We start from the raw sequence: 14,540 nt of genomic DNA, 5'->3' as shown, positions 1-14,540 counted from the left end.
CAGCCGATCGTAACGTAGTCTGCTGGTTGCGTCGATTGATGCGTCGATTAGGAGGGTCACGCGCCATGGAGCTGCGACTCGAGGACTCCTACGAACGCTGCCGTGCGCTGCACCGGGAGCACGGCCGGACCTACTACCTGGCCACCAAGCTGCTCCCCGCGTGGAAGCGGCCGCACGTGCACGCCCTGTACGGCTTCACCCGGCACGCCGACGACATCGTCGACAGCACCGCCACGCTCCCGGTCGAGGAGCGCGCGCGGCGGCTGGAGGAGTGGTCGACGGCGTTCCTCGCGGGACTGGCCGGCGACGGGGTCGACGACCCGCTGCTGCCGGCCGTGCTGCACACGATCGAGCGGTTCGACATCGACCGCGGGGACTTCAAGACGTTCCTGGACAGCATGGCCATGGACCTGACCGTGCCGTCCTACGAGACCTACGACGACCTGCTGGGCTACATGGAGGGTTCGGCCGCCGTCATCGGCACGATGATGCTGCCCATCCTCGGTGCGTCCGACCCGGCCGCCGCGCGGGAGCCGGCCCGCCAGTTGGGATTGGCGTTCCAGCTGACGAACTTCATCCGCGACGTCGGCGAGGACCTGGAACGCGGGCGGGTGTACCTGCCCCTGGTCGACCTGCGCCGGTTCGGGGTCACGCCGGCGGACCTCGCCGAGGCGGCGAAACGACGCACGGCCACCCCCGCCATGCGTGAACTGATCGCGTTCGAGGTGCAGCGCGCCCGCGCCCACTACGCGCTCGCGGCGACCGGGATCCCCCTCCTGGAGCGTTCGTCGCAGTCGTGCATCCGTGCGGCGTACCGGGTCTACGGCGCGATCCTGTCCGAGGTGGAGCGTCAGGACTACGACGTGTTCGTGGCCCGCGCCGTGGTGCCCAAGGCGAAGCGGCTGGCGATGGCGGCCGGGTCGTTGGTCACCCGGCAGGGGCGACCCGTCACGGTCCCCGGCCGGCCCGCCGACCCGGGCCGCACGCCGCTCGCCGCCGCGCTCGCCGCACTTCTGTAAGAGCACAACCATGTGGGGGAACGTCCATGCGCACCGCCGTCGTCCTGTTCACGCGTGACCTGAGGCTGCACGACAATCCGGCGCTGGCCGCGGCGGCCCGGGCGGCGGAGCACGTGGTGCCGCTGTTCGTGCGGGATCCGGCGGTGCGCAGCAGTCCGCACCGGGACAGGTTCCTCGCCGAGTGCCTGGCGGATCTGCGAAACGCGTTGCGGGACAAGGGTTCCGACCTGATCGTGCGCGAGGGGGATCCGGCCGAGGAGGCGCTGCGCGTGGCGTCCACTGTGGACGCCGAGGGCATCGCGCTCGCCGGTGACGTCAGCGCCTACGCCCGCCGCCGGGAGCGCCGCCTCGTCGAGGGCGCCGGCCGGCGCGCGGTGAAGGTGTTCCGCGACAGTGTGACCGTCGTCGAGCCCGGCAAGCTCAAGCCGACCGGCGGGGGCGACCACTACCGCGTCTTCACGCCGTACTTCCGCGCCTGGGAGAAGGTTCGCCGGCGCGACGCCGAGCAGGTGCCGCACGCGTTGCGGCTGCCGCCCGAGAAGCTCCACAGTGGACGGTTGCCGGCGATCGGCGACGGGCCGCAGGGTTATGCCGTCGGGGGCGAGACGGCCGGGCGTGCGCGGTTCCACCGATGGCTCGAACGCGTGGCGGACTACGGTGACCGGCACGACGACATGCCGGGCGACGCGACGTCGCGGATCAGTCCCTATCTGCACTTCGGATGCCTGTCGCCGCTGGAACTGGCGGCGCGGGCGAAGGCGAGCGAGGCGTTCGTGCGGCAGCTCTGCTGGCGTGACTTCTACGCGCAGGTGCTGCACGGCTTCGGCGACCTGCGGGTCAAGGCCTACCGCGCGAACGCCCGCGAGGAGTGGCACTACGAGGACGACGCGCTGGAGGCGTGGCAGCAGGGACACACCGGAGTGCCCATTGTGGACGCGGGCATGCGCCAGCTGCTGGCCGAGGGCTGGATGCACAACCGGGCGCGGCTCATCACGGCCTCGTTCCTGACGAAGCAGCTCAATCTGGACTGGCGCGCCGGGGCGGCCTGGTACGACTCGCTGCTGCTCGACGCCGACGTCGCCAACAACTACGGCAACTGGCAGTGGGTCGCCGGGACGGGCAACGACACCAAGCCGTACCGGCGCTTCAACCCGTTCCGGCAGGCGTACCGGTTCGACCCCAAGGGCGACTACGTGCGGCGGTACGTGCCGGAGTTGCGCGGCGTTGCGGGCAAGGCCGTGCACGAGCCGTGGGACCTGACGGACTACCCGAAGCCGATCGGCTGACCCTCGGTATAGACCAGCACATATTGAGAACGGTCACAGTCTTGCCCCCGCGTCGCGGGCGGGCATAGAGTCGTGCACCACCTGGATTGAAACGTTTTAGATCGACCGCCGCCCATCGATCCAGGGTTCGCCGCACCATGCTCACCGTCCTCCGCACAGGGGAGATTTCCGCATGCCCAGCTCCCGAAAACCGCGCCGGCGCGCACTGGCCACGGCCGTGCTCACGCTGGTCGCCCTGGCCCCCGCCACCCCGTCGCACGCAGCCGCACCCGCCGCCGAGCTGGTCGGCGCGCACTGGATCTGGTACCCCGAGGGGAACCCCGCATCGAGCGCACCCGTCGCCCAGCGGTACCTGCGGCGGACGTTCGCCGTGCCGGCCGGCACGGTCACCGGCGCCAGCCTCGTCGTCACCGGCGACGACACCGTGGACGTCTGGGTCAACGGCCGCTACCTCGCCGGTTCCAAGCGGGTGGTGGACTCCTGGAAACAGGCCGTCTACGTCGACCTCGCCGCCGCGCTCAAGCCGGGCGGCAACAACACCGTCGCGCTCGCCGCGCGCAACAGCGGTGGCCCGGCCGGTGTGATCGGCCGGGTCAGCATCGCCACCACCGGCGGCAACGTCGACCTCGTGACGGACTCGGCGTGGCGGGCGGCGCAGGGCGTTCCCGAGAACTGGGCGGAGCCCGACCTCGACGACAACGGCTGGGCGGGGGCCGCGGACCTCGGCGGATACGGCGTCGCGCCCTGGTACGCGGACGTCCTGGCGCCCGACCCGACCGTCGCGGCACCCGTGCGCGCCACCGCCCTCACCACCGAACGCCGCACCGACCCGGTCGGCATCGACGCGGCCAAGCCGCTCTTCGGCTGGAAGCTCGCCTCCGACGCGGTCGGCCAGGTGCAGGGCGCCTACCAGATCACGGTCGGCACCACCACGAACGCCACCGGCGTCTGGGACAGCGGCCGGGTCGCCGCCGACCGCTCCGTCGACGTGCCCTACGGCGGGCCGGCGCTGGCCGGCAACCGCACGTACCACTGGCGGGTGCGCGTGTGGGACGCGCAGGGCCGGGCGGGTGAGTGGAGCCCGGTGGCGCGCTTCGACACGGCGCTCTCCGAGCCGGGTGCCTTCATCGGTCGGCCGAGCGCGGTGACGCTGAGCGGCGCCACGTGGATGTGGTACCCCGAGGGCAACCCGGACAGCACGGCGCCGGTCGGCACCCGCTACTTCCGGCGGTCCCTCACCCTGCCGAGTGTCCTCAGTGGACGGACGACGCTCGTCATCACCGGCGACGACCAGGCTGACGTCTGGGTCAACGGTGTACCGGTGAGCCAGTCCCCGCGGATGGCCGACTCGTGGAAGCACGCGTCCACAGTGGACATCACCGACCGGGTGCGCCCGGGCGCCAACACGATCGCGATCGCGGCCACCAACACCAGCACCAGCGCGGCCGGCGTGCTCGCGCGGATCGTCAACAACGGCACCTCCGTCGTCACCTCGGACGGCGGCTGGAAGGCGTCGCAGAGCGGGCCGTCCGGCTGGGAACAGCCGGGCTTCAACGACTCCGCGTGGCCGGCCGCGCGCGCCGCCACCACGTACGGCGGCGGACCCTGGGGCGACCAGGTGACCTGGGAGACCGAGGCGCCCTACGTGCGGAAGGGATTCACGCTCAGCAAGCCGATCGCGCGGGCCCGCCTCATGGCAACCGCGCTCGGCCTGCACGAGACGTTCGTCAACGGGCGCCGGGTCAGCGAGGAGCGCTTCGCGCCCGGCTGGACCGACTACAACGAACGCCTCCAGTACCGCACCTACGACGTCACCGGCCTGCTCCAGCAGGGCACCAACGCGATCGCCGCGCTGATCGGCAACGGCTGGTACGCCGGCACCATCGCCGTCGTGGGAGCCCGGCGCTACGGCCCCAACCCGTGGTACTCCGCCCGCCTCGTGGTCGAACATCCCGACGGCACCGGCACCGTGGTCGCCACGGACGGCACGTGGCGCGCCGCCACCGGCGACATCGTCAGCAACGACCTGTACGGCGGCGAACAGGTCGACGCCCGGTACGGCATCGCCGGCTGGAACGCGGCCGGGTTCGACGACTCGTCGTGGGGCACCGTCACGGTGCGCTCCGGGCCGGCACCCCGCCTCGTCGCACAGGTCGACCCGGGTGTGCGCGTCCAGCAGGAACTGCGGCCGGTGGCCATCACCCAGCCGAGGCCGGGCGTCTACGTGGCCGACCTCGGCCAGAACTTCGCCGGCTGGAACAGGCTGCGCGTGCGCGGCCCCGCCGGCACCCGGGTGACGCTGCGGCACGCCGAGATCCTCAACGCCGACGGCACCATCTACACCGAGAACCTGCGCGCCGCCCGCGCCACGGACGCGTTCACGCTCGCCGGCACCGGCGCCGACGAGGTGTTCGAACCGCGGTTCACCCAGCACGGGTACCGGTACGTGGAGATCACCGGCTTCCCGGGCACACCCACCGCGGAGAACCTGACCGGCCTCGCCGCGTGGACCGACGGCGCGTCGACGGGTTCCTTCTCCACCGGGAACGCCCTGGTCAACCAGGTGCAGCACAACATCCTCTGGGGCGCGCGCTCCAACCTGCTGACGGTGCCGACCGACTGCCCGCAACGCGACGAGCGGCTCGGCTGGACCGGGGACATCGCCGTCTTCGCGCAGACCTCGACGTTCGCCTTCGACGTGCACGGGCTGCTCGACAAGTTCAGCGACGACATGCAGGACGCCCAGCGGGACAATGGCGCGTTCACCGACGTGGCGCCGTTCGTCACGGCCGGCGAGGGGCAGGCCGGCTGGGGCGACGCCGGCGTCATCGTGCCGTACACGCTCTGGCAGCGCTACGGCGACGTGCGGGTGATCGACGAGAGCTACCCGGCGATGGCCCGCTGGGTGGAGTACCTGCGCTCGACCGCCGACGCCGACCTGATCCGCCGGCGGGACACCTACGGCGACTGGGTCTCGGTCGAGGGGGACACCGACAAACACCTGATCAGCACGGCGTACTTCTCCTGGTCGGCCCGGCTGGTGTCGCGGATGGCCGCCGCCACCGGCCGCACGGCGGATGCCGCGCGCTACGGGCAGCTGGCGGATCAGGTGGCGACCGCGTTCACTAACGCCTACGTCGCCGCCGACGGGACGCTCGCCGGCAACCGGATGACCGCCTACGTGCTGGCGCTGAGCTTCGAACTCGTTCCGGCCGCGCGTCGGCAGGCGGTCGCGGACAGGCTCGTGGCGAAGGTCAACGAGCGGGGCGGGCACCTGTCGGTCGGGTTCCTCGGCGTGGAGAACCTGCTGCCCGTGCTGACCGAGACCGGGCACGCGGACGTGGCCTACCGGATCCTGCTCCAGCCGGACTACCCGGGCTGGGGGTACATGAACGCACACGGCGCCACCACCATCTGGGAGCGGTGGGACAGCATCATGCCCGGCGGTGGGCTCCAGACGCCGATCATGAACTCGTTCAACCACTTCGCGTTCGGCGCGGTCGGCGACTGGATGTACCGCTCGATCGGCGGCGTCGCCCCGGCCGCACCCGGTTACCGGCGCGTGCTCGTGGCGCCGAAGCCGGGCGCCGGGGTGCCGTCGGCGGTCACCGACCTGGTCACGCCGTACGGGCAGACCCGCAGCGACTGGCGCCAGGAGGGCAACCGCTTCACGCTGCGGATCGTGGTGCCGCCGAACGTCACCGCGACGGTGCGGGTGCCCGCGGGTACCGTGGCGGTCCCGCCGGAGGCGGTCGCGGCCGGCCCGTCGACCTATCTGGTCCCGTCCGGGAGCTACACGTTCACCGTCAACTGAGCCGTTTCCGCGCGGAAGCCGGCAGGTCGTCGAGGTGACGCAGGAGGTCGGCGGGGTCGTCGTAGGTGGCGATCGCGCCGGCCTCCGTCAGTTCCGCGGCGGAGAGGCCGCCGCAGGTGAGGCCGATGCACGGGATGTCCAACTTCGCCGCCGCGTACACGTCCCAGACGGCGTCGCCGACGAAGATCACCCGCTCTGGCGGCACGCCGATGCGCTCCAGTGCCGCGTCGAGGATGTCCGGCGCCGGCTTGCTCTCCTCGGCGTCGCCGGAGGTGGTGGCGGCCTCCACGACGTCGTCGGCGTCGAGCGCCCGCCGCAGCGCCTCGAACTCGTGCGGCGCCGCCGACGAGGCCAGCGCCACCTTCCAGCCGCGTTTCGCGCAGCCGCGCAGCAGTTCTGCCGCGCCGGCGTGCGGGCGCAGGCGGGTCCAGTACTGCGCGTAGACGGTGTCGTGGGCGGTGCGCAGCTCATCGTCGTCGCTCCGGTCGCGGTCCGCGCCGAGGAGTTCATCCAGGATCTTGTCACCGCCCATACCGATCGCGCGGTGGATCCGTGCCATCGCCACATCCCGGTCGAACTGCTGCAGCGCCTGCCACCAGGAGACCGCGTGCAGGTAGGTGGTGTCCACGAGGGTGCCGTCGACGTCGAAGAGAACTCCGGATGCCATGGCGCGTCGTTTACCCGCGCACGCGGCGGGAAATCGGTGGACCATGAGCAAACTGACACCGGCACCCGGCGAACGTCACGGCGGCCCTGCCCCGTTCCAGGCGGCGGCCGACGGTTCGGCGCCCGATCCGGAACCGGACTTCGCGGACGAGCACGACTCCACCAACTTCGCGGATCAGTTGCACGGGGGTCCCGAATCGGTGCGGGAGCCGGAGAGCCCGCACGGGCTGGCCGGGGAGGACTGAGCGCTTCCGCGCCGTCCGTCCGGTCTGTCTGTCATCCGTTCGGATAGCCGGCATATCCGACTGGTCCGGATACGGGTTGCATTGTGGTGCAGGGGCGTCTCCGCAACGTAACGTAGTCACGTCGTTACAACACGGGGGTGCTTGAAATGCGTCGCATGATGATCACGCTGTTCCTGGCCGGTGCCGCTGCTACCGGGGCGGTCCTGATGAGCCAGCCGGCGAGCGCCGCCGCACCGACCTCCAAGCTGGTCGTGACGGTCACGCCCGAGGGCGGCAAGCCGCAGGTCGCGACGCTCACCTGCGCTCCCGCCGGTGGCACCCACAAGCAGGCCGCCGCCGCCTGCAAGACGCTCGCGACCGCCGGGGGCGACCCGGCCGCGATCGCGCCGACCGAGGGTGCCTGCACCATGGATTACTCGCCCGTGACCGCGACGGTGATGGGCACGTGGAAGGGTCACAAGGTCAACTTCAAGCAGACCTACAGCAACAACTGCAACATGGTGCTCGCCACCGGGGATCTGTTCAAGATCTGAGTAACGACGCAAGAGGCCCCGCCGGACGTGTCCGGCGGGGCCTCGTCGCGTTTCCTGCGACCGGCGGGCGTCAGCCCACCGGCTCCGGCTCGTCATGGTCCTGGTGCGCCTCCCGCGGCTGCGGAGCGCCGAACAGGCCCAACAGGCCCGAGATGTACAGCTGGCGGTACACGAAATCGGTCGGCTCGGTCACCACGAACCGCGCGTGCCGCACGTTGGCCAGGTGGTAACCGCCCACGAGTGCGCTGATACCGACCGAGTCGATGAACGTGACGGAACGCAGGTTGATCCGGATCAGCCGGGGCTCCTCGCCGGCGAACGCCGCATCGATGGCGCCCCGCAGTTCGCCCGCGTTTTCCAGATCGATCTCACCGTGCGGGCTGATCTCGACCACCCCGCCCGGGAGGCGGCGAGTGATGATCGAAAGGTCCACGGTCTCTTTCCCTCCGTGCGCGCGCCACCCCGGGTCCGGCCGCACGGATGCGACCCGGCCTGTGGGGTGGCGGCTTGCTGTGAGGCTTATGTGCATGAGCTTGTGAGTGGAAGCCGAACTGCCCGCTTGTTACAGGCTCTGGTCCTGGCTTTCCTCCACCTTCCGGGTGTCACGCAGCTTGATGTACGGCTCCTCATCCTCGGGGTGTCCGGCTTGGATGGCCCGTCCTCGCTCCAACTCCGCGTCGAACTCCGCGCCCAAGAGTACCGCGATGTTCGAGATCCACAGCCACACGAGGAACGCGATGACGCCGCCCAGCGTGCCGTACGTCTTGTTGTACGAGGAGAAGCCGGCCACGTAGAAGGCGAACCCGGTCGAGGCCACGATCCACAGCAGGACCGCCAGGATGCCGCCCGGGGAGATCCACCGGAAGCCGCCGTGGCGCGCGTTCGGGGAGGCCCAGTAGAGCAGCGCGAACATCGTGCTCACGATGAGGACCAGCACCGGCCACTTCAGGATGTCCCAGGCCGTGACGGCCACGGAGCCCAGCCCGATGAAGCCGCCGACCTTCTCGGCGATCGGCCCGGTGAAGACCACGATCGCGGCGCTCGCGATGAGCATGAGGCCGATGGCGATGGTGATGCCCAGGCGCACCGGCACCGTCTTCCACACCGGCCGGCCCTCGGGCACGTCGTAGATCGAGTTCGACGCCCGCATGAACGCCGACACGTAGCCGGACGCCGACCAGAGGGCGCCGAGGATACCGACGATCGCGAGGAGGCCGGCCCCCTGCGCGCCCGACAGCTGGTTCAGGAACTTGTTGACGTCGTCGCCGTACTCCGGCGGCACGATCTCGTTCACGGCCCGCTCGGCGGTGTCCCCGTTGCCCAGGAGGCTGAACGCCGAGGTCAGCACGATCATGCCGGGGAAGATCGAGAGCACCCCGTAGTAGGTGAGGGCCGCCGCCCAGTCCGTCAGGTTGTCGTTCTGGAACTCCTTGACGGTCCGCTTGAGCGTCTCCCAGATGCCGCGGCCGCCGAGCCTGCTGGGACGGTCGGGCATCCGATCCTCGGGCGGCAGGTCGGGCTGGCGGGGGTCGGCGTCCGAATCCCGGACGGTGGCGCGCTCGGACATCTGTGGCTCCTCGTGCGGCTGGGCAGGCTTGCCCGGCTCCCGTACCCGCTCACCAGGACGGATAACCCAGGGTGTCGCCGATGTGGCGCGCGTCGATTAGAATGTATGTTCTAAAGGCGTCGTCGCGAAGAGGAGCGAACATGCCCGTGATCGAGTCCCCCGCCCCGTACGCAACCCTCCTCGCGTTCGCTCGGTACGTGGGGCGCAGCGGCCCCGCGAAGGCGAATTTCGTGGGTGGTCTCCGGCGTCAGCGGGTGAGCCAAAGTGGCTTCAATCCTCATGGTTCACTGATCAAGGCGCTCAAGGCCGACATCCAGTGGCGCACCCCGGGCACCCACCTGACGAAGGTGGTCGAGACCGTCAAGCCGCGGTGGCAGCCGCTCTACCGCACCCTGCTTCCCGGCACACTGTCCTATGTGGACTCTCTGGGTGATCTCGGTGCGGTGCAACTCGCCCAGTCGCGTGACGCGTTGGCGGTGGTCGGCGCACTCCCTGTGAAGATCAACCCGCAGTTGGCGCTGCGCTACGACGACGGGCGGGCCGAGGCCGTCCGGCTGTACTTCGACCCGGAGCCGCCGGCGGCCGAGGCCGTCCTGGCGACGTTGCACCTGATGTCGCGGCACATGGAGCGGGTGCTGCCGGGGGCCGAGCCGGTCGTGGTGGACATCCGTCGGGCCGCTGTTCACCGCCCCGACCCGGGTGGCCTCGACGACAAGAAGGCCGCGGAGGTCGAGCGGTGGCTCGCCGGCGAGGCGGCGGCGTTCTCGGCGATGTGGAGCGTCCCGGCGTGAACGACCTCGCCGGCAGTTTCTGACCGGTCGGCCCGGCGGGGTGTCCTCCCCGTCGGGCCCGCTGTCTAAGAGGCGACACGGATCCAGACGACCGGGCCCTCGGAGCCGTCCGGCTCGACCCGGATCCGCACCTCCCAGCCGCGTTCGCAGGTGGGAGGCGTGAAGCCGAGAGACCGGGCGTAGGCGGTCGCCCGATCGGTACTCATGCTGTCCACAGCCAGCTTGAGCTGACGAAGTATGCGTGCGTCCGGGGCCTCCACGGGCACCTGTCGTACCTCCTGAAGCGACACGGTGCACACCCTACCTGCACAGTGCGTAGCTGATCGACCCCGTGACGCTGCCATTTCACAGTGCCTCACAGATGGGTTGCTCCGCCGACGGGTGGGAGTGGGCGTGCTACCGTCCGCGCATGGCCAGCGAGGTCAATCCACCGCACTCACAGCACGTGGTGTGCGCGGTCGGCGCGAAGCTCGACGTGGAGCGCCTCGCAGACGTCGTCGGGCGGGTCGGTGGACCCGGGTTCCGGCTGGACCGGGACTACACCCAGGACGAGCCCGACCCGCGGATGCCGGAGGCGTTCGAGGTCTCCGCCGACCGCGTGGTGCCGAGCTTCACCGACCGGGACAAGGCCGCCGTCGCCGAGCACAAGGCGGTCGCCTACATCCTCGGGCCGCAGGCCGGTGCCGAGGACGCGTTCGGGGTGTCGGCCCGCATGCTCGCCGTCATCGGCGCGCTGCTGCGGGAGGGTGCCGACGCGGTCAAGAGCGAGAGCAGCGGCATCGCGCACGGCCGCGAGCGCTGGCTCTACCTGGCCGACGCGGCCGCCACCGCCACCGACCGCGCGGGGCAGGCGCCGGCGCTGTTCGCGGCGTTCGTGCGGCGGCCGTTGTCCAGCGGGCTCGTGTACTACAGCTGTGGGCTGCACCTGCTCGGTGAGCCCGACGTCGAGATCACCGCCGCCGACGACGACCTCGGCCTGGAGTGGATGGACGGGCTGGGCCGTTACCTGCTGGTCGACCGCGGGACCAACGAGATCCACGACGGCGACACCTTCGGGCTCGACGCCAACAGCCCCACTCGCACGCTGCGACACCGCGAGTGCAGCCGGTACCGGGACGACGACCTGTTCTACAACCCGTGGGGCTACTGGCGGCTGTTGGCCGCCTGAGGTGCCCTTCAGTACCCGGTAACGGGGCGCCGAAGTGGTGCGGGCGGGTTACCGTAGCTCAGATGAAGGGTAAAGATCCGAAACGATGGATCATCGCCCTCGTCGGTATCGACGGCGCGGGTAAGACCACCCAGGCGCATCTGCTCGCCGAGTGGCTGGACACGCACGGCCACCCCGCGGACTACTGGCAGAACGCCGGCGGTCGCCGCTGGTTCGGGCTCCTGGCCAAGCGGCTCGGCTACCGCGACGCGCAAAACCTGCTCGGTACCGGCGGCATGCTCTTCGTCGAGACCGTGCTGCGCTGGATCGCCATCCTGCGGGCGCTCGTGCGTTCCCGGCTGCGGCGGCGCACCGCCGTCATGGACCGGTACTCGTGGTGCCAGTACGCCAGCGCGCGTGCGCACTCCGCGGGACGCGCCGGCACCCGGCGGGAACGGCGGGCGCGGCGGTGGTTCCGCGCGTTCCCCGAGCCGCACCTGACGGTCTTCCTGGCCGTTCGGCCCGGGCTGGCGTACACCCGGATCGAGCTGCGTGGCACCGATCACGAGGATCTCGACTACCTGGCCGCCGCCGACGCGGCGTACCGTTCACTGCCGGAGGCCGAGCGGTTCGTGATCGTGGACGCCGACCGGGATCCCGCCACCGTGCAGCGGGCCCTGCGGGCCGCCGTCGCCGCCCGGCTGCCCGGCCTCGATCCCGACGCTGCCGACGCCGAAGTCCTCAACCCTCCCGCGCAGGCGCCGATTCTCGAAAAGTGAGGTCAGCCCCAGCGCTCCGGAGGTATGCGCCATGATCCGCCTGCGCGCAGTGGTCGACGTCGCCGACGGGATGGTCGAGGCGATGTCGGCCGAGGACCGCCTGGCCGCGGCGCTGGCAACCCACCTGGCGCCGTACTTCCCCGGTGGCATCAGCGTGTGGCTGACCCCGCCCGGCGGTGGCCCGCTCCTGGTCGAACTGGCCGGGCACGACCCCGTTCTGCTGGACCGCATCGCCGACCTGGTGCAGAGCGGCTCCGGCATCCCGCACCCGGCGCTCACGGCCGGGCAGGCGGTGCTCATCGCCGACGAACCCGCGCTCGGCGGCGGCATGTGCCTCGTGCCGATGTCGGTGCACGGCCGGCTGGTGGGCGTCGCCGCCGGTTCGCTGCTCGACCAGACCATCGGCGAGGAGGACCTCGCGTTCGCCACGACGCTCGCCGACCTCACCGCGGTGACGATCATGAACGCCCGCGTGCTGGCCGACGCCACCGCTGTGACGGAGGAACTGCGCCGCCAGATCGAGGTGCTCGACGACATCTCCGACGCCCTGGTGAGCCTCGACGCCGACCGGCGGGTCGTCAGCTGGAACGCCGGCGCCGAACGCATCTACGGCTACACCCGCGCCGACGCCCTCGGCTGCGACCTGTTCTCGCTGCTCAACACGCAGTTCATGACGAACGACGGGCTGCCGCTGGCGCTGTCGGACGTGAGCGGCATCGCGATGGAGCACGGCGGCTGGCGCGGCGAGATCCGCGAACGCCGTGCCGACGGCATCCCGCTCACCGTTCTCTGCTCGCTCAACACCACCACGGACGACTTCGGCGCACTGCGCGGATACGTGCTGGTCAACCGCGACATCACGGACCAGCGCCGCGAGGAGCACCGCGCGCTGCACGACGCCCTCACCGGCCTGCCCAACAAGCGCATGCTCACCAACCGGCTCTACGACGCGTTCGCGCGGGCCTGCCGCAACGGCACCACGCTGGCCGTGCTCTTCATCGACCTCGCCGACGGCGCGCGGGCGGCCGAGCCGCTGGGCCGCGAGGCGTTCGACGAGGTGCTGCGCTCGACGGCGAACCGGCTCGTCGCCGCACTGCGCGGCAGCGACACGGTGGGCCGGGTGCAGGGCGAGGGCTTCGTGGCCCTCCTGGAGAACGCCGGCTCCGAGGAGAACGTCGACATGGTGGCGGCGCGCATCATGCGTTCCCTCGATGAACCGGTGACGATCGCGGACGCTCAGCTCAAGGTGCCCGCGGTGATCGGCGCGGTCGTCGTGGCCGGTCAGGACGGCTTGGACGCGAGCCCGGACCGGCTGATCGAGGCGGCGAACGACGCCCACCACATGGCGAAGGCCTCCGGCAGCCGCTACGTGCTGGAGCACCTGACTCCCGCGATCGCCTGATCGACTTTTCTTCCGCAACACGGACGGTCACACTGTCCGGGCCCGCTAACTGACGGACCTGGGAGGTACCGGGTTGAGCCCGGCTGCCGTCGCGCCGCTGGAACAGTCCGACCCGACGGAGATCGGGGGCTACCGCCTGCTCGGCCGCCTCGGCGTGGGCGGGATGGCGTCGGTGTACCTGGCCACCGACGGCAGCCACGACGGCACCGGCCGGGTCGCGATCAAGGTGATCCACCCGCATCTGGCGCAGGATCCGGAGTTCCGGGCCCGGTTCACGCGGGAGATCCAGCTCGCGCGGCGGGTGCCGGCGTTCTGCACCGCGCCGGTGCGCGCCGACGGGCAGCTGAACGGCCGGCCGTACCTGGTGACGGAGTTCCTCGACGGGATGGCGCTGCACGAGCTGGTGCAGCGCAACGGGCCGATGGCGCCGGACGCGCTGCACAACCTGGCCGTGGGCGTCGCGGCGGCGCTGACCGCCGTGCACGACAGCGACCTGGTGCACCGCGATCTGAAGCCGAGCAACGTCATGGTCACCCTCGGCGGGGTGCGGATCATCGACTTCGGCATCGCCCGGGCGCTCGACCTGAGCACCGGCTACACCGCCACCGGCCTGGTGATGGGCAGCCTCGGCTGGTCGGCGCCGGAGCAGCTGGACGGCGGCGAGCCGGTGCCGGCGATGGACGTCTTCGGCTGGGGTTGTTGCATCGCTTACGCCGGGAGCGGCGATCACCCGTTCGGGGGAACGGACGCCACGTCGCGCTCGTGGCGCATCCTCAACGCGGAGCCGGACCTGCGCGTGCTGCCGGACGGCTTGCGGGAACTGGTGGCGGCCGCGCTGCTGAAGGATCCGGCCGACCGGCCGACCGCCCAGGAGTTGCTGCTGGCGCTGGTGAGCGCGCCGCCCGGCGGGGCCGCGGGGCGGGTGCGCCCCGGTGCGCTGGTCAGTCGGGGGTCGATTCCGCGACAGCGGGGACGGTTCGACCGGCGGCACGTGATCGCGGCCGTGATCGGCGTGCCGCTGGCGCTCGGCCTGGTCGTGGCGGCGGCACGCGGGGCCGAGCTGATGTTCGGGCCGGACGGGGGGCCGACCGCGCCGCCCCCGCCGGGCTATCCGGGGTACTACCCGCCGCCTCCGCCGGGCGGATCGCCGCCGCCCTGGCCACCGCCGTGGCCGCCGCCCGAGGGTGCGCCGCCCCCACCCGGGTGGAGCCCGCCGCCGTCGTCGTCGGGGTCGGCGCCCGGCAGATCTTGAGTTTCAATGCGGCATTTCCTTACTTTCAGGGCCTAGCGG

General features: G+C 71.3%; 14 protein-coding genes. 10 read left to right on the top strand and 4 right to left on the bottom strand.

The features are described 5' to 3' along the window. Positions 1-65: 65 nt before the first annotated feature. From Val02_RS34300 to Val02_RS34290, 3 genes are all read left to right on the top strand, one after another. On the top strand, positions 66-1,019 hold the full coding sequence (locus Val02_RS34300) for a phytoene/squalene synthase family protein (protein ID WP_203903447.1): 954 nt from the start codon (positions 66-68) through the stop codon (positions 1,017-1,019). Between the two features lie 26 nt (positions 1,020-1,045). Then, a complete protein-coding gene (locus tag Val02_RS34295) occupies positions 1,046-2,305 on the top strand; it encodes a cryptochrome/photolyase family protein (protein ID WP_203903446.1) in 1,260 nt (419 codons plus the stop codon). Between the two features lie 172 nt (positions 2,306-2,477). Then, complete coding sequence (locus Val02_RS34290; RefSeq protein ID WP_203903445.1) at positions 2,478-6,119, top strand: family 78 glycoside hydrolase catalytic domain; 3,642 nt, start codon at positions 2,478-2,480, stop codon at positions 6,117-6,119. Here the strand turns inward: Val02_RS34290 and Val02_RS34285 are convergent. Beyond that, a complete protein-coding gene (locus Val02_RS34285) occupies positions 6,112-6,786 on the bottom strand; it encodes an HAD family hydrolase (protein ID WP_203903444.1) in 675 nt (224 codons plus the stop codon). The two genes, Val02_RS34290 and Val02_RS34285, sit on opposite strands and share 8 nt — an antisense overlap. Before the next feature lie 43 nt (positions 6,787-6,829). On the opposite strand from Val02_RS34285, the gene Val02_RS34280 reads away from it, so the two are divergent. Both Val02_RS34280 and Val02_RS34275 read left to right on the top strand, forming a co-directional pair. Next, positions 6,830-7,030, top strand: a complete 201-nt coding sequence (locus tag Val02_RS34280; RefSeq protein WP_203903443.1) for a hypothetical protein — start codon at positions 6,830-6,832, stop codon at positions 7,028-7,030. Between the two features lie 146 nt (positions 7,031-7,176). After that, positions 7,177-7,563: an SSI family serine proteinase inhibitor gene (locus Val02_RS34275; RefSeq protein WP_203903442.1), complete on the top strand. Its 387-nt coding sequence runs from the start codon at positions 7,177-7,179 to the stop codon at positions 7,561-7,563. Between the two features lie 70 nt (positions 7,564-7,633). Here the strand turns inward: Val02_RS34275 and Val02_RS34270 are convergent, their stop codons facing one another. Continuing rightward, complete coding sequence (locus Val02_RS34270) at positions 7,634-7,996, bottom strand: STAS domain-containing protein (RefSeq protein WP_203903441.1); 363 nt, start codon at positions 7,994-7,996, stop codon at positions 7,634-7,636. Positions 7,997-8,125: 129 nt separating this feature from the next. Then, on the bottom strand, positions 8,126-9,130 hold the full coding sequence (locus Val02_RS34265) for a YihY/virulence factor BrkB family protein (RefSeq protein ID WP_203903440.1): 1,005 nt from the start codon (positions 9,128-9,130) through the stop codon (positions 8,126-8,128). Positions 9,131-9,270: 140 nt separating this feature from the next. On the opposite strand from Val02_RS34265, the gene Val02_RS34260 reads away from it, so the two are divergent. Then, a complete protein-coding gene (locus Val02_RS34260) occupies positions 9,271-9,921 on the top strand; it encodes a hypothetical protein (protein WP_203903439.1) in 651 nt (216 codons plus the stop codon). Between the two features lie 65 nt (positions 9,922-9,986). Here the strand turns inward: Val02_RS34260 and Val02_RS34255 are convergent, their stop codons facing one another. Beyond that, positions 9,987-10,127 carry a hypothetical protein gene (locus Val02_RS34255; RefSeq protein WP_203903438.1) on the bottom strand — a complete coding sequence of 47 codons (141 nt, stop codon included), beginning with the start codon at positions 10,125-10,127 and terminating at the stop codon, positions 9,987-9,989. A gap of 203 nt (positions 10,128-10,330) precedes the next feature. Between Val02_RS34255 and Val02_RS34250 the strand changes: the two genes are divergently transcribed. The 4 genes from Val02_RS34250 to Val02_RS34235 all read left to right on the top strand — a co-directional run bounded on the left by Val02_RS34250 (position 10,331) and on the right by Val02_RS34235 (position 14,501). After that, complete coding sequence (locus Val02_RS34250) at positions 10,331-11,089, top strand: hypothetical protein (RefSeq protein ID WP_203903437.1); 759 nt, start codon at positions 10,331-10,333, stop codon at positions 11,087-11,089. A gap of 62 nt (positions 11,090-11,151) precedes the next feature. Beyond that, the gene (locus Val02_RS34245) at positions 11,152-11,847 is read left to right on the top strand and encodes a dTMP kinase (protein WP_203903436.1); all 696 of its coding nucleotides are present in this window, start codon (positions 11,152-11,154) and stop codon (positions 11,845-11,847) included. Between the two features lie 31 nt (positions 11,848-11,878). Next, positions 11,879-13,249 (top strand): GGDEF domain-containing protein, encoded by a 1,371-nt coding sequence (locus Val02_RS34240; protein ID WP_203903435.1) that lies wholly within the window; start codon positions 11,879-11,881, stop codon positions 13,247-13,249. Positions 13,250-13,322: 73 nt separating this feature from the next. Continuing rightward, positions 13,323-14,501: a serine/threonine-protein kinase gene (locus tag Val02_RS34235; protein ID WP_203903434.1), complete on the top strand. Its 1,179-nt coding sequence runs from the start codon at positions 13,323-13,325 to the stop codon at positions 14,499-14,501. Positions 14,502-14,540 lie beyond the last annotated feature (39 nt).

The sequence above is a fragment of the Virgisporangium aliadipatigenens genome (genome assembly GCF_016863615.1).
GTDB classification, from domain to species: domain Bacteria; phylum Actinomycetota; class Actinomycetes; order Mycobacteriales; family Micromonosporaceae; genus Virgisporangium; species Virgisporangium aliadipatigenens.
The sequence above is the reverse complement of the archived record's forward strand: the minus strand, read 5'-3'. Positions and strand labels throughout refer to the sequence as shown.